Origin of the sequence: Streptomyces sp. NBC_00631 (genome assembly GCF_045206895.1) — a bacterium.
Taxonomy (GTDB): Bacteria; Actinomycetota; Actinomycetes; order Streptomycetales; family Streptomycetaceae; genus Streptomyces.
In genome coordinates this window covers 5,446,978-5,473,099 of the sequence record NZ_CP107734.1, presented here as the reverse complement: position 1 = coordinate 5,473,099, position 26,122 = coordinate 5,446,978, and the positions used below count along the sequence as shown (strand labels likewise).

The following is a 26,122-nucleotide window of genomic DNA, read 5'->3' as shown; positions in this document are numbered from 1 at the left end:
GTGCCATGCGAACCGACTCTTCTCCCGGCACCCTGCCGGCGCGGGAGCACCTCCCGGCCGGTAACGCCGGTACGCCTGTCCTGGACGTAGTGATCCCCGTCTACAACGAGGAGAAGGACCTCGGCCCATGCGTCCTCAGACTGCATGAGCACCTCAAGCGCACCTTCCCGTACGCGTACCGCATCACCATCGCGGACAACGCCTCCACGGACACCACCCCCCGGGTGGCGAAGCAGCTTGAGGCGGAGATCGCCGAGGTGAAGTCGTTCCGGCTGGAGCAGAAGGGCCGCGGTCGTGCGCTGCGGACCGTCTGGTCGGCGTCGGACGCACCGATCCTCGCGTACATGGACGTCGACCTGTCGACCGACCTGAACGCGTTGCTGCCGCTGGTGGCGCCGCTCATCTCCGGCCACTCCGACCTGGCGATCGGGTCCAGGCTGGCCCGCTCGTCGCGCGTGGTGCGCGGTGCCAAGCGGGAGTTCATCAGCCGCTCGTACAACCTGATCCTGCGCGGTTCGCTGCAGGCCCGTTTCTCGGACGCGCAGTGCGGCTTCAAGGCGATCCGCCGCGATGTCGCACAGGTGCTGCTGCCGCTGGTCGAGGACACCGGCTGGTTCTTCGACACCGAGATGCTGGTGCTCGCCGAGCGCGCGGGGCTCCGTATCCACGAGGTGCCTGTCGACTGGGTCGACGACCCCGAGTCGACCGTGCACATCGTGAAGACGGCCACCGACGACCTCAAGGGCGTGTGGCGGGTCGGCAAGGCCCTGACCACCGGTTCGCTGCCGCTGGACCGGCTCACCCGCCCGTTCGGCGACGACCCGCGCGACCGCGACATCCAGGACGTGCCCAAGGGCCTGGCCCGTCAGCTCGTCGGGTTCTGCGTGGTCGGCGGCCTGTCGACCCTCTTCTACCTGCTCCTCTACAGCGTCTTCCGGGAGTTCTCCGGTTCGCAGATCGCCAACGCGCTCGCGCTGCTGGTGTCGGCGGTGGCGAACACGGCCGCCAACCGGCGTCTCACCTTCGGGGTGCGCGGGCGGGGCGGGGCGGTCCGGCACCAGGCGCAGGGCCTGGTCGTCTTCGGGATCGGCCTCGCGCTGACCGCCGGCTCCCTCGCCGCCCTGAACGCGGCGAGCAGCGACCCCTCGCACTCCACCGAGCTGGCGGTGCTGATCGCCGCCAACCTCGCGGCGACCGTGCTGCGCTTCCTGCTCTTCCGCGCCTGGGTCTTCCCGGACCGCGACGGCACCGGCGAGCACGAGTCGACGGTGGTGGCGACGCACAACCCGTCGTCCCCGACGTACCCGGCCGGCGGATACCAGTCGTACCAGCAGCCGTACCAGCCGCAGGGCCCCCTTCCGCAGCGCCCGGCGCACCAGCCGTACGCCCAGAACGGCACCACGACCACTCAGTTCCGCGCCGGTGAAGCCGCGGACGGCACCTGGAGGGACAGCACCATGCAGTTGCAGCCGGTGCGCCCCCACGACAGCGACCCGGGGGAACCCCGATGAGCACGAACACCGACCACCCGGCCCAGTGGGGCCCGCCCCCGACCGCGCCGCCCACGGCTCCCCCGCAGCCGCAGCACGCACCGGACCTCCACGGCGCCCATGACGTCCCGGAAGCGCCGGTGCCGCAGACGGGCTCGGGCGAACCCAAGCAGCCCCTCGTACGGAGACTGTGGCGCGGCCGCCCCGAGGACCCGCGCTGGGCTCGCCCGGCCTTCCTCGGCCTGCTGGTCGCCACCGCGGTGCTGTACTTCTACAACCTGAGCGTCAACGGCTACTCCAACTCCTTCTACTCGGCCGCCGTCCAGGCCGGCACCAAGAGCTGGAAGGCGATGTTCTTCGGCTCGCTGGACGCGGGCAACGCGATCACCGTCGACAAGCCCTCGGCGTTCATGTGGCCGATGGAGATCGCGGCCCGGATCTTCGGCCTGAACTCCTGGACGATCCTCGGCCCCGAGGTCCTCATGGGCGTCGGCACGGTCGCGGTCGTCTACGCCTCCGTACGCCGCCGGTTCAGCCCCGCGGCCGGCCTGATCGCGGGTGCCGTGCTCGCGCTCACCCCCGTCGCGGCGCTGATGTTCCGGTTCAACAACCCGGACGCCATGCTGGCCCTGCTGATGGCGCTGGCCTGCTACTTCGTGGTCCGCGCCGTCGAGGACGGGCGTACCAGGTGGCTGGTGTGGGCGGGCGTGGCGATCGGTTTCGCCTTCCTCGCCAAGACGCTCCAGGCCTTCCTGATCCTGCCGGCGCTGGCGTTCGTGTACGCGGCCGTCGGTCCGCACACGTGGAGGAAGCGGATCGGGCAGCTGGCCCTGGCGACCGGCGCGCTGGTCGTCTCCGGCGGCTGGTGGGTGGCGATCGTCGAGCTGTGGCCGGCGTCCTCCCGCCCCTACATCGGCGGCTCGCAGGACAACAGCTTCCTGTCGCTGACCTTCGGCTACAACGGCCTCGGCCGCATCAGCGGCGACGAGACCGGCAGCGTCGGCGGCGGTGGCGGCGGCACCGGCTCGGGCCAGTGGGGCGCGACCGGCTGGGACCGGATGTTCAACTCCGAGATCGGCAGCCAGATCTCCTGGCTGATCCCGGCCGCGCTGATCCTCCTGGTCGCCGGCCTGGTGGCGACCCGCAAGCTGAAGCGGACCTCGGTGACCCGGGCCTCGTTCCTGGTCTGGGGCGGCGCGCTGCTGATGACCATGATCGTGTTCAGCTACATGGCGGGCATCTTCCACCAGTACTACACGGTCGCCCTCGCCCCCTACATCGCCGCGGTGGTCGGCATGGGCGCGGGTCTGCTGTGGGAGAAGCGTGCCGAGCTGTGGGCGTCGATCACCCTCGCCGCCGCCGTGGTCTCGGCCGCGGTCTGGGGTTACGTCCTCCTCAACCGCACCTCCACCTACCTGCCCTGGCTGAAGTACCTGGTCCTGATCGGCGGTCTGGCCGCCGCGCTCGGCCTGATCTTCGCGGGCCGGATCTCGCGGCAGCTCGCCCTCGGGGCAGCCGCGGTGGGCCTGGTGGCCGCGCTGGCGGGCCCGACCGCGTACACCTTCAGCACGGTGAACTCCGCGCACACCGGCTCCATCCCGACGGCCGGTCCGGCGGGCGCCAGCACGATGGGCTTCGGCGGCGGTGGCGGTCCCGGCGGCCGGGGCGGCTTCGGCGGCGGCACGGGCGGCGGTACGGCCGGTGGCTTCGGCCAGAACCAGCAGGGCGGCAACGGCACCACGCAGGGCCAGGGCCAGAACGGCACGGGTGGCTTCCCGGGCGGTGGCACGGGCGGCGGTACGGCCGGTGGCTTCGGCCAGAACCAGCAGAACGGCAACGGCAGCACGCAGAACGGCACCGGTGGCTTCCCGGGCGGTGGCCAGATGGGTGAGGGCGGCGGCATGGGCGGCGGCGGTGGCGTCGGCGGCCTGCTGAACGGCGCGACCGTCTCCTCCGAGGCCAAGAAGCTGCTGCAGACGGACTCGTCCAAGTACACCTGGGTCGCGGCGGCCATCGGCGCCCAGAACGCGGCGAGCTACCAGCTCTCCACCGGCGACGCGGTGATGGCGATCGGCGGCTTCAACGGCACCGACCCGTCCCCGACGCTGGCCCAGTTCGAGAAGTACGTGGCGGAAGGCAAGATCCACTACTTCATCTCCTCCGGCACCGGCGGCGGCATGATGGGCGGCAGCAGCAGCGGCACGTCCTCGCAGATCAGCTCCTGGGTCGAGAAGAACTTCAAGAAGGTGACGGTGGGTTCGTCCACCTTCTACGACCTCACACAGAAGGCGAGCAGCAGCTGACGGACTCCTGAGCGGCGCAAGGGCGGTGACCTCCTCGGTCACCGCCCTTTGCCGTGTCCGGGAAACCGCGTTGTACACCGTATAGGGTCTGTCTTACGGTGTAGAACATGACTTCTCAGGGCCACCCCCGACGCTGGCTGATCCTCGGTGTCATCTGCCTCGCGCAGCTCACCGTGCTGCTCGACAACACCGTCCTGAACGTGGCCATCCCCTCCCTCACCCGGGAACTGCACGCGGCCACCGCCGACATCCAGTGGATGATCAACGCGTACTCGCTCGTCCAGTCCGGCCTGCTGCTCACGGCGGGCAGTGCGGCCGACCGCTACGGCCGCAAGAGGATGCTGATCGCGGGCCTGGTCCTGTTCGGCGCGGGTTCGCTGGCCGCGGGCCTGGCCGGTTCGACGGGCCAGTTGATCGCGGCGCGGGCCGGTATGGGAGTGGGCGGCGCACTCCTCCTGACGACCACGCTCGCCGTGGCGATGCAGATCTTCACCCCCGACGAGCACCCCAAGGCCATCGGCATCTGGAGCGCCGTCAACGCGCTGGGCTTCGCCGTCGGCCCGCTGATCGGCGGGTTCATGCTCAACCACTTCTGGTGGGGCGCGATCTTCCTGATCAACCTCCCGGTGGCGGCGCTCGCCCTGGTGGCGGTCGTGGCCCTGGTCCCCGAATCGAAGAACCCCCAGGGCGACCGCCCCGACCTGCTCGGCGCGCTGCTCTCCACGATCGGCATGGCCGCGCTGGTCTTCGCGATCATCTCCGGCCCCGCACACGGCTGGACGTCGGTGCGGGTCCTGGCCCCCGGAGCCGTCGCGGTCGTGGTCCTGGCCCTGTTCGCGCACTGGGAGAACGGGATCCCGTACCCCATGCTCGACCCGCACTTCTTCAGGGACCGCCGCTTCACCGGCGCCGTCGCCGGTGCCGTCCTCATCACCTTCGGCATGGGCGGAGCGCTGTTCCTCCTCACCCAGCAGCTGCAATCCGTCCTCGGCTACGGCCCGCTGGAGGCCGGCCTGCGCACGGCGCCGCTCGCACTGACGGTCGTCGCCCTCAACTTCTCGGGCCTGTCGGCGAAATGGGCGACGCGACTGGGGACGCCGGTGGCGATAGCCCTGGGCATGCTGCTGATGTCGCTGGGCCTTGTCTCCATCGCCGTACTGGATGCCGGCGGATACGGCGGCACGCTGCTCGGTCTGCTGCTGATCGGTGCGGGGTGCGCGATCGCCAACCCCGCGATGGCGCACGCCATCATGAGCGCGATTCCTCCGGAGAAGGCCGGGGTGGGCGCCGGGATCAACGGCACGCTGGCCGAGTTCGGGAACGGGCTCGGGGTGGCCGTGCTGGGAGCTGTCCTGAGCTCTTCGGTGGCGTCGGGGAAGTCGTTGTCGGCGGGGTTGGGGGCGGGGCAGTTGGTGGGGGCCGCGGCTGTCGTCGCCGGGGGGTTCGTGGCCGCGGGGCTTCTCAGGAGGGCGCAGAAGAATGTCGCCTGAGGGGGAGGGGGGTACTTGGGCATCGGCGTGTGCGGGTGGGACGTGGCTGGTCGCGCCCACGCGGCGGAGGCGCATATCGGACACAGTCCCGCGCCCCTGAAGGGGCGCTGAAGTTCTAGCATCTTGAGAAGTGATCGTGGAGGAGGGTGTCGCTCATGGCGCGGGCCAGTGTGTGGCTTGAGGGGAAGGACCGCCGCGGCGGCCGTAGCGGTCAGCCGTCCGGGCTCGACCGGGCCAGGATCACTTCCGTCACCGTGCGCCTTCTCGACGCTGACGGGCTCGACAAGTTCTCCATGCGGCGGCTGGCGGCCGAGCTCAAGGTGACTGCCATGTCCGTGTACTGGTACGTCGACACCAAGGACGACCTGCTCGAACTCGCCCTCGACGCGGCCTTCGGCGAGCTGCGCCTGCCCGATGCCGACGCCGGCGACTGGCGGGAGCAACTGCGGGCGCTGGCCGCGGAGTACCGCGCCCTGCTGGTCCGCCACCCCTGGCTCTCCCCGCTCGCCGGCCGGTACCTCAACATCGGCCCCCACTCGCTCGCGTTCTCCCGCGTGGTCCAGCGGGTCGTCCGCCGCGCCGGCCTGCCCGCACACGGCGTGACCGGCGCCATCTCGGCCGTCTTCCAGTTCGTCTACGGCTACGGCACGATCGAGGGCCACTTCGCCGCGAGGGTGGCAGCGGCCGGCATGACCCCCGACGAGTACTTCAACTCCGCGATGGACGCGGTGACCGAAACCCCGGAGACGGCAAAGATCATCGAGGAGTCCAGAGACCTCATGGCAGCCAGGGGCGGCGACACGGTCGCCGACATGTTGGACAGGGACTTCACCTTCGCGCTGGACCTACTGATCGCTGGAATCGAGGCGATGGTGCAGCGCCCCGAAAGGGGCGCGGGGAACGGCGCGACCAGCCCCAATCCACCCGCACCCGCACCCGCACCCGCGAACGAGGACGCACCCCCGAGCTCATAGGCGCCCGGCCCGCCCCCTTACGCGCCCGGCGAAGCCAACCGCGCCGGAAAACCACCGGTGGCCACCGGCCCCCACTTCTCCGGCGTCACCCGGATGATCGACTTTCCCTGCTTCAGCATCGCCGCCCGGTACTCGTCCCAGTCCGGATGCTCCCCGGCGATGTTCCGGTAGTACTCCACCAGAGGTTCCACCGACTCCGGTGCGTCGAGGACCTCGGCCCTTCCGTCCACCTGCACCCACGGCCCGTTCCAGTCGTCGCTCAGGACGATCACGCTCACCTGCTCGTCCCGCTTCGCGTTCCGCGTCTTCGCCCGCTCGGGGTACGTGGAGACGACGATGCGCCCGGAGTCGTCGACCCCGCAGGTCAGCGGCGACCCCTGCGGGCTGCCGTCGGCGCGTCGGGTGAGCAGGATCGCGCGGTGGCGGGGTCGTACGAAGTCCAGCAGTTCGTCGAGGGAGACGGCGGTGTTCGTCGCGATGTTCGGTGCCATGGCGCCAGCCTAGGGCCGCGGGGGCCGCTCAGCCTGACCCTGCGGTGCATACCTTCACGCACGTGGCGTAAGCAAGGCGCGGACGGCGGTAAGCCCGGCGTGCTTCGCTGACCTCATGCAAGCTGTAGCGACCAGCCTCATAGCCGTGCTCGGCACGCTGCTCGGCTCCGCCCTGACCTACCGGTTCCAGCGCCGTGCCGAGACCCGCGCGGAGCAGTTCACCCGGGGGGAGTGGCTCCGGCAGGAACGCATCGACGCGTTCAGCGAGTTCGGCGGTGCGCTGGCCAACTACCGGCGCGGACAGATGGATTACTGGTTCGCCAAGCACGACGGCCGCACCGTCGAGGAGGAGTCGCTCCGGGAGCTGCGCCGGGAGGCCCAGCGGCTGAGGGCCGCGGCCATGGAGGCGATGTTCCGGTCCGAACTGCTGACGCACTCCGCGGAGCTCGACGCGCTGGGGCGGCGCGCTCTCAAGTCGGTCGAGCGCCTGGCCGGTGCCGGGTCGCGGGTGGAACTGGCTCCGGCCCGGGAGGCGTCACGGACCCTGATCTACGAGTTCATCGCGGTGTCGCGGTCGCACATCCCGCGGGTGTACGGCGCTGAGCAGCCCGACCGGTCCGGCCCCGGCCGGGACTAGGCCTGCGGCAGCGACTCGCCCTGGACCGCCTGGATCTCCAGCTCCACCTTGAGGGTCGTGCCGATGGCGGCGATGCCCGCCTGCACGACCTGGTTGTAGTTCATGGCGAAGTCCTCGCGGTGCAGCTCCGTCGTCGCACGGAACGCGGCGCGCGTGCCGCCCCACGGGTCGGAGCCGGTGCCGAGGTAGGCGAGGGTGAGGTCGACCGGTCGTACGACACCGTGCAGGGAGAGCTCGCCGTGGACCGTCCAGCGGTCGGAGCCGGCCGCCGTCAGGCCCGTCGAGATGTAGGTGATCTCGGGGTGGCGTTCGACGTCCAGGAAGTCGGCGGAGCGCAGGTGGGTGTCGCGCGTGCCGTTGCCGGTGTCGATGGAGGCGGCACGGATGACCGCCTGGACGCGGGACTTGGTGACGTCGTCGGGGGCGATCTCGATGCCGACGGAGAAGTCCGTGAAACGGCCGCGGACGCTGGAGATGCCCAGGTGCTGGGCGACCGCGCCCACGGTGGAGTGGGCGGGGTCCACCGTCCACGGGCCCGGCGGGGGCAGTTCGGTGCCGCCCTGCCGCGCCAGCGTCACCGTGCCGACCTCGGCGCGGCCGCTCGCGGTCACGATGGCGCTGGAGGCGGCGGGCGCGTAGCCCACGGCCGTGACGATGACGGTGTACGCCCCCGGCGCGAGCGGATTCGGGTCACGTACCGTGCCTTCGTCGTCGGCCTCGGCGCGCAGCACCTGGCTGCCGGTCATGTCGGTCACCGTGACGACCGCGTGCGACACGGCCCATCCGTCCCGGGTGCGGATCCTCGCGGTCAGTCCCATCCCGTCTCTCCCTGCGAACACTCAGAAAACTCAGAAAACTCAGACAGTCAAACGATTACAAATCGGCCTTGTGGAACCGGCCCGCGGCGGGCGCCTCCTTGTGGGCGCGCCCGCCACGGGCCGGAGTGTGAACTACTCGCCCGGGTGGGAGAGTTCGATGTCGTGGCCGTCGACCCCGGCACCGGTGACGTTCAGGGCCGTGGCGACCGGCGGGTAGCCCGTCGCGATCACGGTGTAGTCGCCGCCGTCCAGGTCGGCGAAGGCGTACGCGCCGTCCACGCCGGTGGTGGCCGTGCCGACCACGTTGCCCGCCGCGTCCACGAGGGTCACGCGGGCGTCGGCCAGCGGGCCGTGCGGGGCCCGCACGACACCCTGGAGCTGGGCGCCGGCGTCCAGGTCGACCTCGATCCGGGTGACCCCGGTGCTGCCGATCTCGACCGGCACCGCGCGGGGCCGGTACCCGGCCGCGTTCACCGCGACCGTGACCACGCCCGGGACCAGTTCGCCGAAGCGGAAGTCGCCCTGCTCACCGGTGGCCGCGGTGGCCAGCAGATCGCCGCGCACGTCGGTGACGATGACCATCGCGTCCTTCACCGGGAGCGCGTTGCCGGCACCGCGGACCACACCGCTGAGGCCGCTGGTACCGCTGAGCAGGATGTCGTACGGCACCGGCTCCTCGCCCACCGTGATCGTGGAGGCCTGCGGCTGGTAGCCGTCGGCGGAGGCGATCAGGACGTACGAGCCCGCACCGGGCGCGTCCAGGCGGTAGGAGCCGTCGTAACCCGCGACCGAGCGGCCCAGCTGGCGACCGGACAGCGAGATCAGGGTGACCGCGGCCTGGGCGACCGGGGCGCTCTCGGCGCCGCGCACGAAGCCGTGCACCGGGATGCCGGCGCTGCCCGCCGACTGCTCGGGGGCGGCGATGGTGGCCACGGCGGCGAACTGCCGGGTGGCTTCCGGCGCGGCCGCGGCTTCCACGGCGCTGCTCCCGACCGGGGCGGCCCAGCTGGGGACCTGCTGCTCCTCGACCGGAGCGGCGACGGCGGCAGCGGCAGGCGCCGTCTCCGGGCTTCCCGCGTTCTCCGCCTCGGCGGCCTGTGCGAGCCCACCCTTGGTCTTCAGCGGAACCTCCTTGATGAACAGGCTGACCAGGAACGCGAGGGCGGCGAGACCGCCGGCGATCAGGAAGACGTCGGCGATGGCGTGGCCGTAGGCGCTCTCCATGAGGGTGCGCAGCGGGGCCGGCAGCTTGCCCAGGTCCGGGAGGCTGTCGTCGGACGAGCTGGAACCGGCCAGGGCGGCCTGGTACTTGTGGGGGAGGGCGGCGGCGCCCTCGGTCACGTAGTGCGTGATCCGGCGGGCCATCACCGCGCCAAGGGCGGAGACGCCGACCGCACCGCCGAGGGAGCGGAAGAAGGTGACCGTGGAGCTGGCCGAGCCGAGGTCGGACGGGGCGACCTGGTTCTGCGTGCAGAGCACCAGGTTCTGCATCATCATGCCGATGCCGAGACCCAGCAGCGCCATGAAGATCGACATCTTCCAGTACGCCGTGTCGTAGCGGATGGTCCCGAGCAGGCCGAGACCCGCCGTCACCAGGACGCCACCGCTGACCAGCCACGCCTTCCAGCGGCCGGTGCGGGTGATGAACTGGCCGGAGACGGTGGAGGAGACGAACAGACCGCCGATCATCGGGATCGTCATCACACCGGACATCGTCGGGGACTTGTCGCGGGCCAGCTGGAAGTACTGGCTGAAGAACACCGTGCCGGTGAACATCGCGACACCGACGAACAGGGAGGCCAGCGAGGCCAGGGTGATGGTGCGGTTCTTGAACAGCCGCAGCGGGATGATCGGCTCCTTGGCCTTCGACTCGACGAGCACGAAGATCAGACCGAGGACGATCGAACCGCCGATCATCGTGTACGTCTGCCAGGAGATCCAGTCGTACTTGTCACCGGCGAAGGTGACCCAGACCAGCAGCAGCGAGACGGCGGCGGCCACGAAGAACGCGCCGGCCCAGTCGACCTTGACGTCCCGCTTCACGACGGGCAGGTGCAGGGTCTTCTGCAGCACGATCAGCGCGATGACGGCGAAGGGCACGCCGACGTAGAAGCACCAGCGCCAGCCCAGCCACGAGGTGTCGGTGATGACACCGCCGAGCAGCGGGCCGCCGACGGTGGCGACGGCGAAGGTCGCGCCGAGGTAGCCGGAGTAGCGGCCGCGCTCACGCGGCGAGATCATCGCGGCCATGACGATCTGGGCGAGCGCCGACAGACCGCCGACGCCGACACCCTGGACGACACGGCAGGCGATCAGCATGCCGGCGTTCTGCGACAGACCGGCCGCCGCGGAGCCCAGGACGTAGATGACCAGGGCTATCTGGACGAGCGCCTTCTTGCTGTAGAGGTCGGCGAGCTTGCCCCACAGCGGGGTGGTCGCGGTCATGGCCAGCAGGGAGGCGGTGACGACCCAGGTGTAGGCGGACTGGCCGCCGCCGAGGTCGGTGATGATGTGCGGCAGGGCGTTGGTGACGATCGTGGAGGACAGGATCGCCACGAACATGCCGAGCAGCAGGCCGGAGATGGCCTCCATGATCTGCCGGTGGGACATCGGGGCCTGCTCGGCGGAGCCGCCTCCCCCGTGCTTGGCGTGAGCCCGCACACCGGCTGGTGTGGTCGTTGCCATGGGCTTCCTTTTCTTACGTCTTATGCGGGTGTACGGGTGGTCGGTTCGAGAACGGGAGCGTCGAGTACGGGGGTGGGGGCGCGGGCGGCGGAGGCGAGCGCGGACCCGGTCGCGGCCTTCGGGGACCCCGGGGCCGGGACGGGTGCCGTGCCGGCGGAGGGCCGCGGGTGCGGGGCCGTGGCCCGGCAGTCGCCGAAGCTGGCGCGGAGCCGGGTCATCAGCCTGATCAGCTGGTCGACCTCCTCGTCGCTCCAGTCGCTCAGCCGTTCGGCGAGCAGTTCGGTGCTGCGCCGGGACAGTTCCACCACGGTCGCCTCGCCCGCGGGGGTGAGGTGCAGGATGCGGGAACGCTTGTCCGCCGGGTCGGGGGAGCGCTCGATCCAGCCGCGCTCGGCGACATGCGCCACGTGCCGGCTGGTCACCGACATGTCCACGGCGAGCAGCTCCGCGAGCTTGCTCATGCGCATGGAGCCGTAGCGGCCGACCAGCGTCAGCACGGCCGCGGAACCGGCCGGGCAGTCGTGCGGCAGGATCCGCGCGAGGTCCCGCTTCACCGCTCCGACGGCGCTGAGCTGACGCGCCAGCTCCTCGAACTGCGTCTGCTCCGCCATCACTCACCCTCCTCACGACCGTATTCGTTGCTTGGGGCAACCATAGAACTGCTTGGTTGCCACAGGCAAATAAAACGGCGGAGGTGCACACAAAAACTTGGCAAAGGCAAGTATTACGAAAGTAAACACGCAGGTGGGGTGTGTCGCCCGCAGTGGAGGCCCCCCACTTGGGCCACACTCCCGGATTCGCTAGTGTCTCGGGCCATGGCTAACACCGAGGGCCCCCAGGGCAACTACGACCCCGCCGGCAGCACCCAGATGTTCCGCGCGTTCGTCGACGAGGCCCCGCAGACCTCCCAGCAGACGGCGACCACCTACTCCTCCTCCTCCGGCCCCCGCCTCGGCCTGATCCTCGGCGTCGTCGCCGTGGTGGTCGTGGTGGCGGCGGTGGCCTGGCTCGCGCTCATGTAGGTACGGCGGCCACGCCGGCGGTGCGACGAAGAGGAACCCGGGGCCCGGTGCCCCGGGCTTTCGTCGTGCTCAGCTCCAGTCGACGGCCGCGACCCGGGTCTCGATGTGCATGCCCAGGGGTACCCGCCAGTCGTCCACGCACACGGTCCATGTCCTGCTCGTGCGGGAGCCGGGCGCTATCGGCGCCGGCAGGGGCTCGGTCGACGTGACGGTCGACCAGTCGATGCCGAGGAGGTCGATGATGTGCGTGCCGAGGGTGACCGTGCCGGAACGGACCGCCGTGCCACCGGAGTTGACGAAGGTGACGGTCGCCTTCTCGCACCACCGCTGGTCCGTGGCCTCGCGGGTGGGAGTGCTCCAGGTGAGCGCGGCGGGTGCGGGGGGCGCCGAAGAGGCGCCGGGTTGCGGTGAGTTCGGCACCGCCGGGCCGGAGACCGGTGGCCGGGCGCCGTCGCCGCGGGAGGAAGAGGGCGAGGACGGCGACTGAGGTGAAGTCGCTGTGTCGACGGCGGTGTTGGTCCCGCCGGGCGATCCGCCGGACGCGGATGCCGCGCCGGCCGGCTCGTCGGCCGTCGTACCCGGCCCGGCCACCGTGCCGCCCCGCGTGCCGGTCGCCCCGTCCAGCGGGACCAGCGTCACCGAGCCGGTCGGTCTTGCCGATGTCACGGGTGTGCCGCCCGCCGCGCCCACGGCCGTGTAGCCGTCGGCACCGCCCCCTCCGCACGCCGTGAGTGCCGAGGCCAGGCAGGCGGCGACCGCCGAGGCCGCCGTGACGGTGCCCCACCGGCCGCCCGATGCCCTGCGTCGAGGGGTCGGGCCGGCCGCCGGTGCACCGCTGGCTGTGCTACGGAGAAGCATCGCGCCAGTGTGGCTGACGCCCCGTCAGTAGGGAAGCGGTGGGCGCTGCTTCAGTCCGAGATCAGGCCCTCGCGGAGCTGGGCCAGGGTGCGGGTCAGCAGGCGGGAGACGTGCATCTGGGAGATGCCGACCTCCTCGCCGATCTGGGACTGGGTCATGTTCGCGAAGAAGCGGAGCATGATGATCCGGCGCTCGCGCGGCGGGAGCTTGGCGAGCAGCGGCTTGAGCGACTCGCGGTACTCGACGCCCTCCAGGGCGGTGTCCTCGTAACCGAGGCGGTCGGCCAGGGAGCCCTCGCCGCCGTCGTCCTCGGGGGCCGGGGAGTCGAGGGAGGAGGCGGTGTACGCGTTGCCGACGGCGAGGCCGTCGACCACGTCCTCCTCGGAGACGCCCAGGACGGCTGCGAGCTCCGTCACCGTCGGGGAGCGGTCCAGCTTCTGGGAGAGCTCGTCGCTGGCCTTGGTGAGGGCCAGGCGCAGCTCCTGGAGGCGGCGCGGCACGCGCACCGACCACGAGGTGTCACGGAAGAAGCGCTTGATCTCGCCCACGACCGTCGGCATCGCGAACGTCGGGAACTCCACGCCCCGTTCGCAGTCGAAGCGGTCGATCGCCTTGATCAGGCCGATGGTGCCGACCTGGACGATGTCCTCCATCGGCTCGTTGCGGCTGCGGAAGCGGGCCGCCGCGTAGCGCACGAGGGGGAGGTTGAGTTCGATCAGGGTGTCCCGGACGTAGGCGCGCTCGGGGCTGTCCTCCTCGAGTGCGGCAAGGCGCAGGAACAGGGAACGGGACAGGGTGCGGGTGTCGAGGTTCTCCGAGACCACCGGGGCTTCCGGGGTCGGCGGGGCCTCCAGCGCCGGAGCGCCGTCGATGGCGCCATCGATGCTGTCGAGCACGTCGATGGCGTCGAGCTCCTTGGGCGCTGCCTCGCTTTTCGTGGGCGTGAGCACCTTCGAGCTGCCCTGTTCTGCGGACATGCCACCCCCTTTGGGTCGCGGGACGGTCGCGGCGGCGTTCCCTGCGAGGAACGATGCCTTCACCTGAATACCGGAGCCGGAGCTCCGGCAAACGCGCTTCCCGCAGAATGTCACATGTCGGCAACACGCTGTAGTGACATGTCGACATGCGAGACGCGAATCCGCCCTGGATGAAGGGGGTCTGACGCCTTTTCGCCGCTCAACTGTCGGGAAGTGCGCTGGTGAGCGATTCGCTCTCGCCGGTGATGGCTCGATCCTGTTTGCGGTTACGGTCGCACCAAGCCGTGCGAGGCTGGTCTCGGGCCGGTAACGGGCCTGCCGGACGGCCCCTACGCCTCGATGCGGTTCGCCGAGCGCAGGCGCTGGAAGCTGCGGGCGAGGAGGCGGGAGACGTGCATCTGGGAGACGCCGAGCTCCGCGCTGATCTGGGACTGGGTGAGGTTGCTGTAGTAGCGCAGCAGGAGGATCCGCTGCTCGCGCTCGGGGAGTTGGACGAGCAGGTGGCGGACCAGGTCGCGGTGTTCCACGCCGTCCAGGGCCGGATCCTCGTAGCCGATGCGGTCGAGGAGCCCCGGCAGTCCGTCGCCCTCCTGGGCGGCCTCCAGGGAGGTCGCGTGGTACGACCGGCCGGCCTCGATGCAGGAGAGCACCTCCTCCTCGCTGATCCGCAGCCGCTCGGCGATCTCGGCGGTGGAGGGGGAGCGGCCGAAGGCGGTGGTCAGGTCCTCGGTCGCGCTGTTGACCTGGACCCACAGCTCGTGCAGCCGGCGCGGGACGTGCACGGTGCGGACGTTGTCCCGGAAGTAGCGCTTGATCTCGCCGACGACGGTCGGCATGGCGAAGGTCGGGAACTGCACGCCCCGGTCCGGGTCGAAGCGGTCGATGGCGTTGATGAGGCCGATGGTGCCGACCTGGACGACGTCCTCCATCGGCTCGTTGCGGGAGCGGAAGCGGGCGGCCGCGTAGCGCACGAGCGGGAGGTTCGCCTCGATGAGCGCCGCGCGCACGCCGTTGTGCTCCGGCGTGCCCGGCTTGAGCTCCTTGAGCTGGCCGAAGAGCACCTGGGTCAGTGCCCGGGTGTCGGCGCCCCGCCGCTTCTCGGGGGCGGGGGCGGCGGCTTGGGCGGGAGGCTGGGTGGGGGCGGGCGCCTCTTCCTGGGGCGGCGCAGAACTGGCCGACACGGTCAACGCCACCTCTTCATCGGTCAATCATCCGTCAAAAGCGGTCATAGCATCACAAGACATGTGCACTGTGTGCAAGCACCCCATAACCTCGTGTTGGGTATTAATACTGGCAAGTTGAGGCATAAGGCGCAGTAAAGCCCCCCGCCGTCGCAGGCGAGGGGCTCAGGACCGGAGGCCGCCGTACGGCTCAGAACTCGTAGTCGGCGATCACCCACGTGCCGAACTCCCGCCACTGTGCCGCGGCCGCCTGGTGGGCCGGGTGCTCCAGGTACCGCTTCAGCGCGTCCCCGTCCTCGACCGCCGAGTTGATCGCGAAGTCGTACGCCACCGGGCGGTCGGTGATGTTCCAGCCGCACTCCCAGAAGCGCAGCTCCTCGATCTGGTCGCGGAGTGCGAAGAAGGCCTCGGCTCCCGCGGTGACACGCGGATCGTCACGCCGGACGCCCTCGTTGAGCCTGAAGAGGACCAGGTGGCGGATCATGGGTACTCCCGGTGGGTCTACTTCGCCCCGTTGGCCAGCCAGGTGAAGAAGTCGCCGACCGCCTTCGCGGCGTCCGATATGCCCTGGAAGACTATCTGGACCCAGTCTGCCGCCCTGGGCGGGTCCGTGATGATCACGTACAGCGCGAAGATCACGAGTGCGTAGACGGCGATCTTCTTGGCGTTCACCGCCACCTGGCCTCTCCCCTGTCACTTCGCCCGGTTCCCCCGGTTGCCGGGCGCGAGTGTAACCCTCCGATCGTTTTGTATGACCAGCGGCGCGTTGGATGCAGGGTTTTTTTCTCCGGATCTCCGGATCTCCGGATCTCCGGATCTCCGGATCTCCGAAGCGTGGACCGATCGCGTGAACCGATCGCGGAGGCTGATCCGATGAAGGGGCGAGCGAACGGAAGCGAACCCGGGTCATCCGGAGTCAGAGGGAGAACGCGGATGCTCATGACAGCGATGGCCTTCGGCCTTGTCGCCCTGCTGATCGTGCTCGTCGTGGCGGCGCTGCTCGACTGCGTCCGCACACCGAAGGAGCGGGTCAGGTACGTCCCGAAGTGGCTCTGGCTGGTGTTCCTGTTCCACGCCCCGGTCTTCGGAGCCCTCGTCTGGAACTACGCGGGCAAGCGCCCCGAGCCGCTGGCCTCCCGGCCGTGACGCTCCGGCCGTAACCGAACGAAGGGCGGCTCCGATGCGGAGCCGCCCTTCGTTCGACAGCGGTAGCGGAGGGATTTGAACCCTCGGTGACTTGCGCCACACTCGCTTTCGAGGCGAGCTCCTTCGGCCGCTCGGACACGCTACCGAGGGAGACCTTACAGCACCGGAGGCCGTGCTCCGAAATCGGTATTCGGGGGCCGCGGAGGGCGCGTCAGCGGGTGCGGAAGAAGTCCGTGAGGAGGCGGGCCGATTCGTCCGCCAGGACGCCCTCGACGACCTCGGGGCGGTGGTTCAGGCGCCGGTCGCGGACGACGTCCCAGAGGGACCCGGCGGCTCCGGCCTTCTCGTCGCGGGCGCCGTAGACCACCCGGTCCACCCGGGACTGCACCAGGGCGCCGGCGCACATCGTGCAGGGCTCCAGCGTGACGACCAGGGTGCAGCCGGTCAGCCGCCACTCCCCGAGCGCCGCGGCGGCCCGGCGCAGGGCGAGGACCTCGGCGTGCGCGGTGGGGTCGCCGGTGGCCTCGCGCTCGTTGTGCCCGGCCGCGAGGACCGTCGTACCGTCCGGAGACAGCACGACGGCGCCGACGGGGACGTCCCCGCCCCGGACGGCCCGGCCGGCCTCGTCCAGGGCGAGCTGCATCGCGGCCCGCCAGCGGTCGCGTACCGGGTCGTGGGACCCGTGCGCCTCGTGGAAGGTCAGCGGACGGTCTCCAGGACGTCGGAGGCGCCCAGGGCGTCGGCGATCTCGCCGAGCGCGTCCTCGTCCAGGGACAGCAGCTCCTTCGGGCTCACCCCCAGGTCGTCCAGGATCGCGGCGTCGCCGACCGGGCCGGCCGGCACGGCGGAACCGTCCGCGTCGTCGTCCTCCTCGGCGTCGGGCTCACCGTCCTCGGTGCCGTCGAGGTCGAGGGCGTCCAGGGCGTCGGCGTCGTCCTTGGGCTCCCTTCCGAGCAGTTCGTCGGTGAGCAGGAGCTCGCCGTACGAGCTGCGGGCGGCGGCGGCTGCGTTGGAGACGAAGACCCGGGGGTCCTCCTCCCCGTCGACGCGGACGACGCCGAACCACGCGTCCTCCTGCTCGATGAAGACGAGCACCGTGTCGTCGGCCTCCGAGGCCGATTCCCGGGCCAGGTCGGCCAGGTCCGACAGGGTCTCCACATCGTCGAGATCTCTGTCGCTCGCTTCCCACCCGTCTTCGGTGCGCGCGAGCAGTGCGGCGAAGTACACCGTGACTCTCCCACTGGTCATAGGCGTGCCGGTTGGGGGTCCCCCCGGCGGAGGTTCTGGGCGGGAGAGCTGTGCTCCGAGCCCCGCCCACTCGGAATCGTGGCAGAAACAAGGCGTTCAGGGGACGTCTTCGGCTCCCTGTGTCTGGCAGTTTTGATCGCACGTATGCAAAGAGGCATCCATGCGTGCGTCCACGCAGTCACCAGCGCACTCGTTGCCGCCACCTGCGGATCGTACGCGGGTTTTCCCGCAGCCCACGCAAGGCCTTCCCCGTGACGGACCGCAACGTGCCACACGCAGTGGATCTTTGCCGAAGGATTCGGTTCACGACTCTTGCCGAGGCCGACTCCTGGCGACTCTCGGCGAGTCCGGTGGGCTCTCACCGATTCCTACCAGCGGAACGTCCGCATGCGCATCGCGTGCCGCAGCCGGGCAGTCTTGGCGCGGCGGGGCTGGACCCGGTCGCGCAGCGCCCGCGCCTCGGCGAGCTCGCGCAGGAACCGGGCCCGGCGGCGCCGCCGCTCGGACTCCGTCTCGCCCTCGGGCGCGCCGTAGGCACGGTCGGGCCGCTCCGGCGGCCCAGGCAGTTCAGGCACGGTCACACCACCCCAGTCCGACACCTCCACTTTCCCCCGGATGGGGGGTTTGATGCCAGGGTCCACCTGAGCGGGCCTGCACGAGGTGGGCGGGGGCGCGGTTACTGTTGTGGACATGCGTCTCCACGTCGTCGACCACCCTCTGGTCGCCCACAAGCTCACCGCGCTGCGCGACCAGCGCACCGACTCCGCGACGTTCCGGCGGCTCGCCGACGAACTGGTCACCCTGCTCGCCTACGAGGCGACGCGGGACGTGCGGACCGAGGCCGTCGACATCCAGACCCCGGTGGCCGCCACGACCGGCGTCAAGCTCGCCCGGCCGCGCCCGCTGGTGGTGCCGATCCTGCGGGCCGGGCTCGGCATGCTGGACGGCATGGTCCGGCTGCTGCCGACCGCCGAGGTGGGCTTCCTGGGCATGATCCGCAACGAGGAGACGCTGCAGGCGTCCACGTACGCCTCACGGATGCCGGAGGACCTCTCCGGGCGCCAGGTGTACGTCCTTGACCCGATGCTGGCCACGGGCGGCACGCTGGTCGCGGCGATCCGCGAGCTCATCAAGCGCGGCGCGGACGACGTGACGGCGGTCGTCCTGCTGGCCGCGCCGGAGGGCGTCGAACTCATGGAGCGGGAGCTGGCGGGAACGCCGGTCACCGTCGTGACGGCGGCCGTGGACGACCACCTCAACGAGCACGGGTACATCGTGCCGGGGCTGGGGGACGCGGGGGACCGGCTGTACGGGGCGGCCGAGTAGCAGCCGTCCGTTCTGCCGGGCCGAGCCGAGGTCTTGTGTCCGCCGCGACGGCACTCAGCCGTGACGGCGGTGCCCGGCGGCCCGTTCGCTTCGGCGCCGAAGGCGTGGCGGGTGCGTCGGCGGCTGCGGGTTCGCCGTGGCCGGCCGTGCCCCGCGGCGGTAGCCGCAGATCCAACGCTGCCCCGCGCCCCTTCGGGGCGCTGCAGCTGTGACCGCTTCTGGGTTCCTGACCGCCGCGATGGCGCTCGGCCACGACGGTGGAGTCCGGCGGTGTCCCGCTCTCAGCAGCCCTTCTTGGCCGCCGTCGGCCTGGGGGCGGACAGGGCCGTGATGGCCTTTGTGGCCGTTGCCCGGGGGGTCAGGGCCTTGAAGGCGTCGCCGATGATCAGGTCCACCGCGGCGCCCTTGCGGCCGGCCTCCGTGCGCTGGTCGGCGGCTGTCACCTGGGTGGCGAGGACCGGGAGCGAGGTCTTCAGGGCGGAGGCCGGGCCGAGCAGTATCGCCGTGCCCTTGACCTTCTGGTCGAACTTCGCCGGTGCGTTGCCGATGTCGCCGATCTTGAAGCCGCGTTTCTTCAGCTCGTCCGCGGTGTCCTTGGCCAGGCCCGCGCGGGTCGTGGCGTTGTAGACGTTCACCGTGATCTGGGCCGGCTTCGGCAGCACCGTGGCCGAGGTCCCGGCCGACGCCCCGGCCGCGGGGGTCGCGCTGGCGGCGGCCTGCTTGACGCAGTCGCCCGACGAACCGGCCGCCGAGGCCGTTCCGCCGTCGCCCGTGAAGACGTCGATGAGCTGCAGTGTGCCCCAGCCGACCAGGCCCAGCGCGGTGACGGAGGCGACCACGGAGAGGACGAGCCGGGCACGCCGACGGCGTGGGCGCATGCGAGGGTGTTTGTCCCCTGTGATCCGGTACTGGCCGCCCATGCCGGGGGGAGTCAGCATGCTCATGAGCGCAGCGTAGTGCGCCACGGGTGCATTGACTAATAGATGATCATCCGACGGTGCCCGGTCCAACCCGAAAGGGTCAACCGGCGGCAAATGCCGGGTGGCTGACGGGTGTCAGCCGAGTTCGAGCACGCGTGCGTGCAGCACCTGACGCTGCTGGAGGGCGGCGCGGACCGCACGGTGCAGCCCGTCCTCCAGGTACAGGTCGCCCTGCCACTTCACGACGTGCGCGAAGAGGTCGCCGTAGAACGTCGAGTCCTCGGCGAGGAGGGTCTCCAGGTCGAGCTGCCCCTTGGTCGTCACGAGCTGATCGAGGCGGACCGGGCGCGGTGCGACGTCCGCCCACTGCCGGGTGCTCTCCCGGCCGTGGTCGGGGTACGGCCGGCCGTTTCCGATGCGCTTGAAGATCACACGGAAAGCCTACCGGTCCTGACGTTCCGGGCGCAGCCATGGCGACCGAGTGCGACGCTGGAAAAGACATCCTAAAGGTCACCAAACGGGCTGAACGGGGACAGGGACCGGCTTTCCCGTCGAGTTCCTCGCCCTCGGCGGTCTCGGCCACGGCATCCCCGTCCGCGCGACGCGGTCGCGGCGACCCGGCTGCGGGTCCCCGAGTCCCTGATGGGGCCGGTGCCCGCGGCGGAGCTGGACGCGGCGGTGCGGGGGGCCGCGCTCCACGGGCGTTATGCACAGGCTGTGGACCGGGAGTCGGCGTACGAGAAGCTGCGGCGGACGCCGGCCGAGCCGAAGGCCGCCGCAGACCGGAAGGACGAGCCCTCTCTCGTCGAACAGGTGGTCAGCAGCGGGATGTTCAGGTCTCTCGCCCGGTCGGTGGGCACCCGGTTCGGCCGGGAGATCACGCGGCCGCTGTTCGGTACGGCCCGCAGGCGCAGGTGAGCCGAACGCCCCGCACGGGCCGTCGGCTCACCTCCGGGAGGTCAACCGCGTTTCTGCTCCTGCGGCCGCGGCTGTTGTGCCGTCTGTGCCGTCTTCGTCTCCTCCGGCTTCGGCGTGCTGCGAACGGCCTCCGCGCGCAGCAGGGCGCGCAGGACCGCGTACGGGTCTGAGGACATGGCTGTGTTCCTTGCGTCGGGCTGACTGACCTGGGGGAGTGCGGGAACAGGCCGGTCGGTCAGCAGCGCAGGACCACGGTGCGCAGGAGGAACGAGGCGTACGGCGGACGCGGTGCCGTCGGGCAGGGACGGTGGTGGTCCGCCGGGCCGGCGGGCGCCGGGCCGGGCAGCGGCGCGGGGCGCTGGGGCAGGTCGGCGCGGTGCACGGCACGCGTGGGTGGCCGTAGCGGGATGTCGAGGACGTCGTGCTCGGCGCTCTCGGCCGATACGGCCGGACCGGCCGCCGCGAGCGCCTCGGCCGCCGTCGGGACACCGGCCAGCAGCAGGGCGAGCAGCAGCACGAACGCCCGCGGCCAGGCGAGGCCTGGCCGCGGGCGACGTCCGGCCGGGAGACCGCTGCTCATGGCGGTCATCTCCCCGCGTGGTGGCCGGTGTTCATCGCCCGGAACACGAGATCCGCTCACTCGGCGTACCGACGGGGCGCGAGGTTGACGAAGCGGACGGGTTGGCGCCGAGAGGGCCTGTGTTGACGGGGCCGGTGTGGAGAGGGCCTGTGTTGACGGGGCCGGTGTAGAGAGGGCCTGTGTTGACGGGGTTCGGGCTTGTGAGGCCCGCGCCTGTGGGGCGGCCCGTGCCTGTGAGGCCCGCGTCCGCGAGTCCCGCGTCTTCGGGGCCTGTGCCCGCTGGGCCCGCGCCCGCGAGGCCCGCGCCCGCGAAGCCCGCCGCCCCCGTGAGGCCCGCCCCCGCCAAGCCCGCGCTCACGAAGCCGGTACCGATGAGGCCCGCCCCCATGAGGCCCGCGCTTGCGAGGCCCGTGTCCACGAGGTGTGCGGCCAGGAGGCCCGCGTCCACGGAGCCCGCGTTCATACGGTCTGTGGGATCTGCTTGGCGCGGCCGCGGATGCCGAAGGCCGTGACGATCTCGACGATGCCGACGACGACCAGCCAGATGCCGGCGACGAGGGTGAGCACCGCGACCGACTTGAACGGCGAGACGATCAGCACGATGCCGGCGATGAACGTGACGATCCCGAGGAAGACCTGCCAGCCGCGGGCGGGCATCCGGGAGTCGGAGACGGCGGCCATGGTCTGGGTGATCCCGCGGATCAGCCAGCCGATGCCGATCCACAGGGCGAGCAGCAGGATCGACTCCATGGGGCCGCGGAAGCAGAAGAGGCCCAGCAGGATCGACAGCGCGCCGCTGATGAACGCCAGCACGCGCAGCGAGGTCGCCCGGTGCGTGCCGAACGCGGCGACCAGCTGGAAGACACCGCTGATCAGCAGGTAGATGCCGAAGAGCACACCGGCGGCGAGCAGCGAGGCGCCTGGCCAGACGAGGACCAGGACGCCGAGGATCAGGGAGGCGATCCCGGTGAGCAGGACGGTCTGCCAGGCGGCCCGGGAGAGGGCGTGCAGCGGCCCTTCGAAGGGCGGTTCGGGCTCATGCCGAGCGGTGCCGGTGGCATGCGCCTTCCGGTCGTCGTCGGCGGGGCCGGTGCTGGGGGGCTCGGTCATGGTTCCAGCTGAGACCGAGGGAGGCGGACGAGCCAGCAGGGAGCGGCTGACCGGGTGACCGCACCGCGCACCGCCTCCGTCCTGCTCGCTACTGGCCCCCTTTCGCCGCCTTCGCCGCCGCCTTCATCTCCTGCTTGTGGGCCCGCACCTTCGCCAGGGACTCGGGCCCGGTGATGTCGGCCACCGACCGGAACGCCGCCGCCTCCCCGTACGCCCCCGCCGCCTCCCGCCACCCCTTCGGCGTCACCCCCAGCTGCTTCCCCAGCAACGCCAGGAAGATCTGCGCCTTCTGCTTCCCGAACCCCGGCAGTTCCTGGAGCCGCTTGAGCAGCTCCGCCCCGCTGTCGACGTCCCGCCAGATGCCCTTGGCGTCACCGTCGTAGTGCTCGACGAGGTACTGGCACAGCTGCTGGATGCGCTTCGCCATGGAACCGGGGTACCGATGCACCGCCGGCTTCTCGGAGAGCAGTGCGGCGAACGCCTCCGGGTCCTGGGCGGCGATCTCATGGGCGTCCAGATCGTCCGTACCCATGCGCTGTGTGATGGTCGCCGGCCCCTTGAACGCCCACTCCATCGGCACCTGCTGGTCGAGCAGCATGCCGGTGAGCGCGGCGAGCCTGCTGCGACTCAGGAGTTCGTCGGCCTCGGGGTCCTGGGCCAGGTGCAGGGCGGGGGTGTTGGCGTTGGCGTCCATGGCTCGATGATCCCGCGCCGGGACCGGCCTCGCGCGCCCGCCATCCCCCGCCCCTCCTGCCGGTCTCCCCTTCACGTACGATTCCTCCGCGATTCGGCCCAGGTAAGGCTAACCTCGGACAAGAGGGTCACCGGGTGACCATCGAGACGTACCGCGACGCCTGGGGCATCCCGGATCTGCGGGCGGACGACGCCCGTGAACTCGCCCGTGCGCAGGGCCGGGTCACGGCCCATGACCGGGCCAGGCAGCTGGAGATGGAACGGCACCGCGCGCAGGGCACGTCGGCGTCCTTCCGCGGCGCCGAGGCCGTCGCCCGGGACGTCTTCGCCCGCCGGGCCCGCCTGGCGGACACGGCGAGACGTTGCTTCGGGACACTGGAGAGACGGGACCCGGACGTCCGCACGAGAAGGCGATCGCCCGCTTCCGGCGCCAGGGCTTCGAGCTCGGACCCGCCGTCGTACTCCCCGAGATCGACCTCCCCGATGTCCACCTGCCCGAAAAGCGCGCTCAACTGGCTTTTCTCACCCGGTCGGTAGCCTTCCCTGACGTCCTCCCGCAGCCGATCCCCCGCGAACACGGCCTGTTCAAATGAGCAGTACAGGCCTCTCGGCCGTATGACCCATGAACGCGTGTTTCCGAACTCGGAGCGGGTGACATGAGCGAAGGACACGACAACGGACACGGCGAGCGGCGGGCGCCGACCGGCAACCACCGGACCCTGCGCGCCCTCGCGTTCCTGGGCGCCCTCCTCGCCGCGCTTCTCCTGGCATCGGCCGGCCCCGCCGCCGCGCACGCGGCCCTGCGCGGCAGCGACCCCGCCGACGGCGCCGTACTCAAGTCCTCGCCCCGCTCCGTCACCCTCACCTTCACCGAGTCCGTCGGCCTCCTCGACGACTCGTTCCGGGTGTACGACCCCACCAACCACCGGGTGACCACCAGCGACGCCGAACACGGCCCGGCCGGTTCGGACACCGCCCGGATCACCTTCCCGAAGAAGCTCGGCACCGGCACGTTCACCGTGGCGTGGCGGGTCGTCTCGGCGGACAGCCACCCCGTCTCCGGCGCCCTCACCTTCTCCGTGGGCAAGCCGTCGGCGACCACGGCGACCGTCTCCAGCGGGCCCGTCGAGAACCCGCTCACCGGCGCCCTCTACAACATCGGCCGCTACGTCGCGTACGCAGCCGTGGCGCTGCTCCTCGGCGCCGTCGCCTTCATCGCCGTCTGCCGCCCGCCGGACCCCGCTCCCCTGCGCCGACCGATCCGCGCCGCATGGTGGGCTCTGCTCGCCTCCACTCTCTTCCTCTTCGTCCTCCGCTCCCCGTACGAGGAGGGCACCTCCCCGGCGACGGCCTTCGACCTCTCCGCCCTCGCCAAGTCCGCGACCGGCCGCCCGGGCCTCGCCCTGCTGGCCAGGGTGGCGCTGCTGGCGCTCACGGCAGCCCTGTACCTCGTCCTCCGCAGGCGTGTGAGCGGGACCCGCCCACCACGCCCTCTCCTCGCCGGGGCCGTCGCCCTCTCCCTCGCGCTCGCCCTGACCTGGGCGGCTGCGGAACACGCCTCGGCCGGCATCCAGGTCCCGCTGGCGATGACGTCCTCGGTGCTGCACCTGCTGTCGATGGCGCTCTGGCTGGGCGGCCTCACGGCCCTCCTCATCACCCTCCAGCGCTCCGCCACGCGCCTGGCCGCCACCGTCGTCGCCCGCTTCTCCCGCGTGGCCTTCGCCTCGGTGACGGTCCTCGTCGGCACCGGCGTCTACCAGTCCTGGCGCGGCCTCGGCTCCTGGCAGGCGCTCACCGACACGTCGTACGGCCGGCTCCTCCTCCTCAAACTCGCCGCGGTGACCATGCTGCTGGCGGCGGCCTCGCAGTCCCGCCGCTGGACCGCGAAACTGGCGAAGGCCCCGGCCGTGCCGGCCCCCGACCGCGTCCCCCTGCCGGTCGGCGCCCCGGCCCCGGCGGGCCCACCGACTGCCGAGAACGCACCGCCCCTGGGGGAGCCGTCGACCGTGGGGGAGCCGCCCCTGGCCGAACCGTCGACGCCGGACGACCCGCCCGCTCCCCCCTCCGGCGATCGCCCCCAGGCCGCCCTGCGCCGCTCGATCCTCGCCGAAGTGGCCATCGGCGTCGCCGTCCTGGGCATCTCCACGATCCTCACCGGCACCCTGCCCGGCCGGGCCGCGGCCGAGGCGGCCGAGTCGGGAACGGTCTCGGGCGCGACCGGCATCCCCGCGGCCGCCGTCGCCGTCGTCCCCTTCGACGTCGGCACCCCGAACGGCCACGGCAAGGTACAGATCACCCTGGACCCGGGCCGGGTCGGCGCGAACTCGGTGCAGGCGGTCGCCTTCGGCCCCGACGGCGGCATCTCCACCGTCCCCGAACTCCGCCTCTCCTTCACCCTCGCCGCCCAGAAGATCGGTCCCCTCCCTGCCAACGTGACCGACCGCGGTGGCTATTGGGCCGCCGACTCCGTCAACATCCCCATCGCCGGCGAGTGGACGATGACGGTGACGGTACGGGTGTCCGACCTGGAGCAGGTGACGGTGACGAAGAAGATCCGGATCGCCGCCTAGCCGAACGTGGGCGCGGTCCGTGGCCGCTCAGGCGCCGACGGTCCCGTCGACACCCTCGCGCAGGAAGTCGGCGTGCCCGTTGTGGCGGCCGTACTCCAGGAGGACGTGCAGCATCACCATGCGCAGCGACACCTCCTCCTCCCACCTCGGCTGGTATCCGGCCTGGTCCAGGGAGCCGGCCGCACGCTCGATACGGCGTGAGGCCGCCACCTCGGCCTCCCAGGCGGCGAACGCCTCCTGCCTGGTCGACTCGCTCGCGTCGTACGCCGCCTGGAAGTCGATCTCGTCGGACCACACCATGGGCGCGTCCCTGTCCTCGAACACCCGGCGGAACCAGGCACGTTCCACTTCCGCCAGGTGCCGCACCAGACCGAGCAACGACAACGTGGACGGCGGCATCGACCGCCGCCGCAACTCCTCGTCGGTGAGCCCCTCGCACTTCATGGCGAGGGTCGCCCGGTGATAGTCGAGAAAAGCCCGCAGCATCTCCCGTTCACCACCGAAACCGGGCGGCCCCACCCGCTCATCACCACTCACTGACCACGCTCCTCATCCAGTGCGTCCCCCCGCCGACCCGTCCGGCTCCCGGGCGCACCAGCAGTATCCAGGAGCCTCCACGGACGAAGAACTCCAGCCGCTCCCGGCCCAGTTCCTGCGCACCCTCTGCGCCAGGCACTGAGCGGCC

General features: G+C 71.2%; 28 protein-coding genes, 1 tRNA gene and 2 pseudogenes. 11 read left to right on the top strand and 20 right to left on the bottom strand.

Features of this window, described 5'->3' with window-relative positions:
• Positions 1-5 precede the first annotated feature (5 nt).
• The 4 genes from OHB00_RS25085 to OHB00_RS25070 all read left to right on the top strand — a co-directional run bounded on the left by OHB00_RS25085 (position 6) and on the right by OHB00_RS25070 (position 6,257).
• Positions 6-1,511, top strand: a complete 1,506-nt coding sequence (locus tag OHB00_RS25085) for a glycosyltransferase (RefSeq protein WP_406437754.1) — start codon at positions 6-8, stop codon at positions 1,509-1,511.
• Positions 1,508-3,793: a glycosyltransferase family 39 protein gene (locus tag OHB00_RS25080; RefSeq protein WP_406437753.1), complete on the top strand. Its 2,286-nt coding sequence runs from the start codon at positions 1,508-1,510 to the stop codon at positions 3,791-3,793. The genes OHB00_RS25085 and OHB00_RS25080 overlap by 4 nt, the downstream gene beginning before the upstream one ends.
• Positions 3,794-3,900: 107 nt before the next feature.
• Positions 3,901-5,283 carry an MFS transporter gene (locus OHB00_RS25075; RefSeq protein ID WP_406437751.1) on the top strand — a complete coding sequence of 461 codons (1,383 nt, stop codon included), beginning with the start codon at positions 3,901-3,903 and terminating at the stop codon, positions 5,281-5,283.
• A 155-nt stretch (positions 5,284-5,438) separates the two neighbouring features.
• The gene (locus OHB00_RS25070; RefSeq protein WP_406437750.1) at positions 5,439-6,257 is read left to right on the top strand and encodes a TetR/AcrR family transcriptional regulator; all 819 of its coding nucleotides are present in this window, start codon (positions 5,439-5,441) and stop codon (positions 6,255-6,257) included.
• 17 nt (positions 6,258-6,274) lie between these two features.
• On the opposite strand, the gene OHB00_RS25065 is transcribed toward OHB00_RS25070, so the two are convergent.
• On the bottom strand, positions 6,275-6,748 hold the full coding sequence (locus tag OHB00_RS25065) for a PPOX class F420-dependent oxidoreductase (protein ID WP_406437748.1): 474 nt from the start codon (positions 6,746-6,748) through the stop codon (positions 6,275-6,277).
• Between the two features lie 115 nt (positions 6,749-6,863).
• On the opposite strand from OHB00_RS25065, the gene OHB00_RS25060 reads away from it, so the two are divergent.
• Positions 6,864-7,385 carry a hypothetical protein gene (locus OHB00_RS25060; protein ID WP_406437746.1) on the top strand — a complete coding sequence of 174 codons (522 nt, stop codon included), beginning with the start codon at positions 6,864-6,866 and terminating at the stop codon, positions 7,383-7,385.
• On the opposite strand, the gene OHB00_RS25055 is transcribed toward OHB00_RS25060, so the two are convergent.
• The 3 genes from OHB00_RS25055 to OHB00_RS25045 form a co-directional block, all read right to left on the bottom strand.
• Complete coding sequence (locus OHB00_RS25055) at positions 7,382-8,203, bottom strand: YceI family protein (RefSeq protein ID WP_406437745.1); 822 nt, start codon at positions 8,201-8,203, stop codon at positions 7,382-7,384. The two genes, OHB00_RS25060 and OHB00_RS25055, sit on opposite strands and share 4 nt — an antisense overlap.
• 132 nt (positions 8,204-8,335) lie before the next feature.
• Positions 8,336-10,888: an MFS transporter gene (locus OHB00_RS25050; protein WP_406437744.1), complete on the bottom strand. Its 2,553-nt coding sequence runs from the start codon at positions 10,886-10,888 to the stop codon at positions 8,336-8,338.
• A gap of 20 nt (positions 10,889-10,908) precedes the next feature.
• Positions 10,909-11,499 carry a MarR family transcriptional regulator gene (locus tag OHB00_RS25045; RefSeq protein WP_406437742.1) on the bottom strand — a complete coding sequence of 197 codons (591 nt, stop codon included), beginning with the start codon at positions 11,497-11,499 and terminating at the stop codon, positions 10,909-10,911.
• 204 nt (positions 11,500-11,703) lie between these two features.
• Between OHB00_RS25045 and OHB00_RS25040 the strand changes: the two genes are divergently transcribed.
• On the top strand, positions 11,704-11,910 hold the full coding sequence (locus tag OHB00_RS25040) for a hypothetical protein (RefSeq protein WP_181808630.1): 207 nt from the start codon (positions 11,704-11,706) through the stop codon (positions 11,908-11,910).
• 69 nt (positions 11,911-11,979) lie between these two features.
• On the opposite strand, the gene OHB00_RS25035 is transcribed toward OHB00_RS25040, so the two are convergent.
• From OHB00_RS25035 to OHB00_RS25015, 5 genes are all read right to left on the bottom strand, one after another.
• A complete protein-coding gene (locus OHB00_RS25035) occupies positions 11,980-12,768 on the bottom strand; it encodes a hypothetical protein (protein ID WP_406437740.1) in 789 nt (262 codons plus the stop codon).
• A 50-nt stretch (positions 12,769-12,818) separates the two neighbouring features.
• Positions 12,819-13,745: an RNA polymerase sigma factor SigF gene (locus OHB00_RS25030; RefSeq protein ID WP_406437739.1), complete on the bottom strand. Its 927-nt coding sequence runs from the start codon at positions 13,743-13,745 to the stop codon at positions 12,819-12,821.
• Positions 13,746-14,074: 329 nt separating this feature from the next.
• Complete coding sequence (locus OHB00_RS25025; protein ID WP_406445968.1) at positions 14,075-14,932, bottom strand: RNA polymerase sigma factor SigF; 858 nt, start codon at positions 14,930-14,932, stop codon at positions 14,075-14,077.
• A 184-nt stretch (positions 14,933-15,116) separates the two neighbouring features.
• Positions 15,117-15,410, bottom strand: a complete 294-nt coding sequence (locus OHB00_RS25020) for a Dabb family protein (protein WP_406437737.1) — start codon at positions 15,408-15,410, stop codon at positions 15,117-15,119.
• A gap of 17 nt (positions 15,411-15,427) precedes the next feature.
• A complete protein-coding gene (locus OHB00_RS25015; protein ID WP_406437736.1) occupies positions 15,428-15,604 on the bottom strand; it encodes a hypothetical protein in 177 nt (58 codons plus the stop codon).
• A 255-nt stretch (positions 15,605-15,859) separates the two neighbouring features.
• Between OHB00_RS25015 and OHB00_RS25010 the strand changes: the two genes are divergently transcribed.
• Positions 15,860-16,072, top strand: coding sequence for a PLDc N-terminal domain-containing protein (locus tag OHB00_RS25010; RefSeq protein WP_406437734.1), 213 nt, complete (start codon positions 15,860-15,862; stop codon positions 16,070-16,072).
• A gap of 60 nt (positions 16,073-16,132) precedes the next feature.
• On the opposite strand, the gene OHB00_RS25005 is transcribed toward OHB00_RS25010, so the two are convergent.
• The 4 genes from OHB00_RS25005 to OHB00_RS24990 all read right to left on the bottom strand — a co-directional run bounded on the left by OHB00_RS25005 (position 16,133) and on the right by OHB00_RS24990 (position 17,895).
• A tRNA-Ser gene (locus OHB00_RS25005) sits at positions 16,133-16,217 on the bottom strand.
• Positions 16,218-16,283: 66 nt separating this feature from the next.
• Positions 16,284-16,715 carry a tRNA adenosine(34) deaminase TadA gene (tadA, locus tag OHB00_RS25000; RefSeq protein ID WP_406437732.1) on the bottom strand — a complete coding sequence of 144 codons (432 nt, stop codon included), beginning with the start codon at positions 16,713-16,715 and terminating at the stop codon, positions 16,284-16,286.
• A 56-nt stretch (positions 16,716-16,771) separates the two neighbouring features.
• A complete protein-coding gene (locus tag OHB00_RS24995) occupies positions 16,772-17,299 on the bottom strand; it encodes a hypothetical protein (RefSeq protein ID WP_406445966.1) in 528 nt (175 codons plus the stop codon).
• A gap of 389 nt (positions 17,300-17,688) precedes the next feature.
• Positions 17,689-17,895 carry a hypothetical protein gene (locus OHB00_RS24990; protein ID WP_406437731.1) on the bottom strand — a complete coding sequence of 69 codons (207 nt, stop codon included), beginning with the start codon at positions 17,893-17,895 and terminating at the stop codon, positions 17,689-17,691.
• A 115-nt stretch (positions 17,896-18,010) separates the two neighbouring features.
• Here OHB00_RS24990 and upp point away from each other — a divergent pair, with 115 nt between their 5' ends.
• Positions 18,011-18,646, top strand: coding sequence for a uracil phosphoribosyltransferase (gene upp / locus OHB00_RS24985; protein WP_406437729.1), 636 nt, complete (start codon positions 18,011-18,013; stop codon positions 18,644-18,646).
• A gap of 281 nt (positions 18,647-18,927) precedes the next feature.
• On the opposite strand, the gene OHB00_RS24980 is transcribed toward upp, so the two are convergent.
• Together OHB00_RS24980 and OHB00_RS24975 are read right to left on the bottom strand one after the other, a co-directional pair.
• Positions 18,928-19,590: a LytR C-terminal domain-containing protein gene (locus OHB00_RS24980; RefSeq protein WP_406437728.1), complete on the bottom strand. Its 663-nt coding sequence runs from the start codon at positions 19,588-19,590 to the stop codon at positions 18,928-18,930.
• A 111-nt stretch (positions 19,591-19,701) separates the two neighbouring features.
• The gene (locus OHB00_RS24975) at positions 19,702-19,998 is read right to left on the bottom strand and encodes a type II toxin-antitoxin system VapB family antitoxin (RefSeq protein ID WP_003955420.1); all 297 of its coding nucleotides are present in this window, start codon (positions 19,996-19,998) and stop codon (positions 19,702-19,704) included.
• Positions 19,999-20,172: 174 nt separating this feature from the next.
• Between OHB00_RS24975 and OHB00_RS24970 the strand changes: the two are divergent.
• Positions 20,173-20,484: pseudogene (locus OHB00_RS24970) on the top strand (helicase HerA-like domain-containing protein); the annotation flags it as partial.
• Positions 20,485-20,525: 41 nt separating this feature from the next.
• Here the strand turns inward: OHB00_RS24970 and OHB00_RS24965 are convergent.
• The 4 genes from OHB00_RS24965 to OHB00_RS24950 form a co-directional block, all read right to left on the bottom strand.
• Positions 20,526-20,660 (bottom strand): hypothetical protein, encoded by a 135-nt coding sequence (locus OHB00_RS24965; protein WP_406437726.1) that lies wholly within the window; start codon positions 20,658-20,660, stop codon positions 20,526-20,528.
• Between the two features lie 59 nt (positions 20,661-20,719).
• Positions 20,720-21,064: a hypothetical protein gene (locus OHB00_RS24960; protein ID WP_406437725.1), complete on the bottom strand. Its 345-nt coding sequence runs from the start codon at positions 21,062-21,064 to the stop codon at positions 20,720-20,722.
• Between the two features lie 459 nt (positions 21,065-21,523).
• A complete protein-coding gene (locus tag OHB00_RS24955; protein WP_406437724.1) occupies positions 21,524-22,174 on the bottom strand; it encodes an HdeD family acid-resistance protein in 651 nt (216 codons plus the stop codon).
• A gap of 88 nt (positions 22,175-22,262) precedes the next feature.
• Positions 22,263-22,868 carry an HhH-GPD-type base excision DNA repair protein gene (locus OHB00_RS24950; RefSeq protein ID WP_406437722.1) on the bottom strand — a complete coding sequence of 202 codons (606 nt, stop codon included), beginning with the start codon at positions 22,866-22,868 and terminating at the stop codon, positions 22,263-22,265.
• A 134-nt stretch (positions 22,869-23,002) separates the two neighbouring features.
• Here OHB00_RS24950 and OHB00_RS24945 point away from each other — a divergent pair.
• Together OHB00_RS24945 and OHB00_RS24940 are read left to right on the top strand one after the other, a co-directional pair.
• A pseudogene (locus tag OHB00_RS24945) lies at positions 23,003-23,264 on the top strand (penicillin acylase family protein); the annotation flags it as partial.
• A gap of 259 nt (positions 23,265-23,523) precedes the next feature.
• On the top strand, positions 23,524-25,437 hold the full coding sequence (locus OHB00_RS24940; protein ID WP_406437720.1) for a copper resistance CopC/CopD family protein: 1,914 nt from the start codon (positions 23,524-23,526) through the stop codon (positions 25,435-25,437).
• Between the two features lie 27 nt (positions 25,438-25,464).
• On the opposite strand, the gene OHB00_RS24935 is transcribed toward OHB00_RS24940, so the two are convergent.
• The gene (locus tag OHB00_RS24935) at positions 25,465-25,974 is read right to left on the bottom strand and encodes a DinB family protein (protein ID WP_406437719.1); all 510 of its coding nucleotides are present in this window, start codon (positions 25,972-25,974) and stop codon (positions 25,465-25,467) included.
• Positions 25,975-26,122 lie beyond the last annotated feature (148 nt).

Excerpts from the sequence above, each read along its gene's own strand:
- OHB00_RS25085 (WP_406437754.1), top strand. The coding sequence starts at position 6 with ATGCGAACCGACTCTTCTCCCGGCACCCTGCCGGCGCGGGAGCACCTC.
- OHB00_RS25080 (WP_406437753.1), top strand. The coding sequence starts at position 1,508 with ATGAGCACGAACACCGACCACCCGGCCCAGTGGGGCCCGCCCCCGACC.
- OHB00_RS25075 (WP_406437751.1), top strand. The coding sequence starts at position 3,901 with ATGACTTCTCAGGGCCACCCCCGACGCTGGCTGATCCTCGGTGTCATC.
- OHB00_RS25070 (WP_406437750.1), top strand. The coding sequence starts at position 5,439 with ATGGCGCGGGCCAGTGTGTGGCTTGAGGGGAAGGACCGCCGCGGCGGC.
- OHB00_RS25065 (WP_406437748.1), bottom strand. The coding sequence starts at position 6,748 with ATGGCACCGAACATCGCGACGAACACCGCCGTCTCCCTCGACGAACTG.
- OHB00_RS25060 (WP_406437746.1), top strand. The coding sequence starts at position 6,864 with ATGCAAGCTGTAGCGACCAGCCTCATAGCCGTGCTCGGCACGCTGCTC.
- OHB00_RS25055 (WP_406437745.1), bottom strand. The coding sequence starts at position 8,203 with ATGGGACTGACCGCGAGGATCCGCACCCGGGACGGATGGGCCGTGTCG.
- OHB00_RS25050 (WP_406437744.1), bottom strand. The coding sequence starts at position 10,888 with ATGGCAACGACCACACCAGCCGGTGTGCGGGCTCACGCCAAGCACGGG.
- OHB00_RS25045 (WP_406437742.1), bottom strand. The coding sequence starts at position 11,499 with ATGGCGGAGCAGACGCAGTTCGAGGAGCTGGCGCGTCAGCTCAGCGCC.
- OHB00_RS25040 (WP_181808630.1), top strand. The coding sequence starts at position 11,704 with ATGGCTAACACCGAGGGCCCCCAGGGCAACTACGACCCCGCCGGCAGC.
- OHB00_RS25035 (WP_406437740.1), bottom strand. The coding sequence starts at position 12,768 with ATGCTTCTCCGTAGCACAGCCAGCGGTGCACCGGCGGCCGGCCCGACC.
- OHB00_RS25030 (WP_406437739.1), bottom strand. The coding sequence starts at position 13,745 with ATGTCCGCAGAACAGGGCAGCTCGAAGGTGCTCACGCCCACGAAAAGC.
- OHB00_RS25020 (WP_406437737.1), bottom strand. The coding sequence starts at position 15,410 with ATGATCCGCCACCTGGTCCTCTTCAGGCTCAACGAGGGCGTCCGGCGT.
- OHB00_RS25010 (WP_406437734.1), top strand. The coding sequence starts at position 15,860 with ATGCTCATGACAGCGATGGCCTTCGGCCTTGTCGCCCTGCTGATCGTG.
- tadA (WP_406437732.1), bottom strand. The coding sequence starts at position 16,715 with ATGCAGCTCGCCCTGGACGAGGCCGGCCGGGCCGTCCGGGGCGGGGAC.
- upp (WP_406437729.1), top strand. The coding sequence starts at position 18,011 with ATGCGTCTCCACGTCGTCGACCACCCTCTGGTCGCCCACAAGCTCACC.
- OHB00_RS24980 (WP_406437728.1), bottom strand. The coding sequence starts at position 19,590 with ATGAGCATGCTGACTCCCCCCGGCATGGGCGGCCAGTACCGGATCACA.
- OHB00_RS24965 (WP_406437726.1), bottom strand. The coding sequence starts at position 20,660 with ATGTCCTCAGACCCGTACGCGGTCCTGCGCGCCCTGCTGCGCGCGGAG.
- OHB00_RS24960 (WP_406437725.1), bottom strand. The coding sequence starts at position 21,064 with ATGAGCAGCGGTCTCCCGGCCGGACGTCGCCCGCGGCCAGGCCTCGCC.
- OHB00_RS24955 (WP_406437724.1), bottom strand. The coding sequence starts at position 22,174 with ATGACCGAGCCCCCCAGCACCGGCCCCGCCGACGACGACCGGAAGGCG.
- OHB00_RS24950 (WP_406437722.1), bottom strand. The coding sequence starts at position 22,868 with ATGGACGCCAACGCCAACACCCCCGCCCTGCACCTGGCCCAGGACCCC.
- OHB00_RS24940 (WP_406437720.1), top strand. The coding sequence starts at position 23,524 with ATGAGCGAAGGACACGACAACGGACACGGCGAGCGGCGGGCGCCGACC.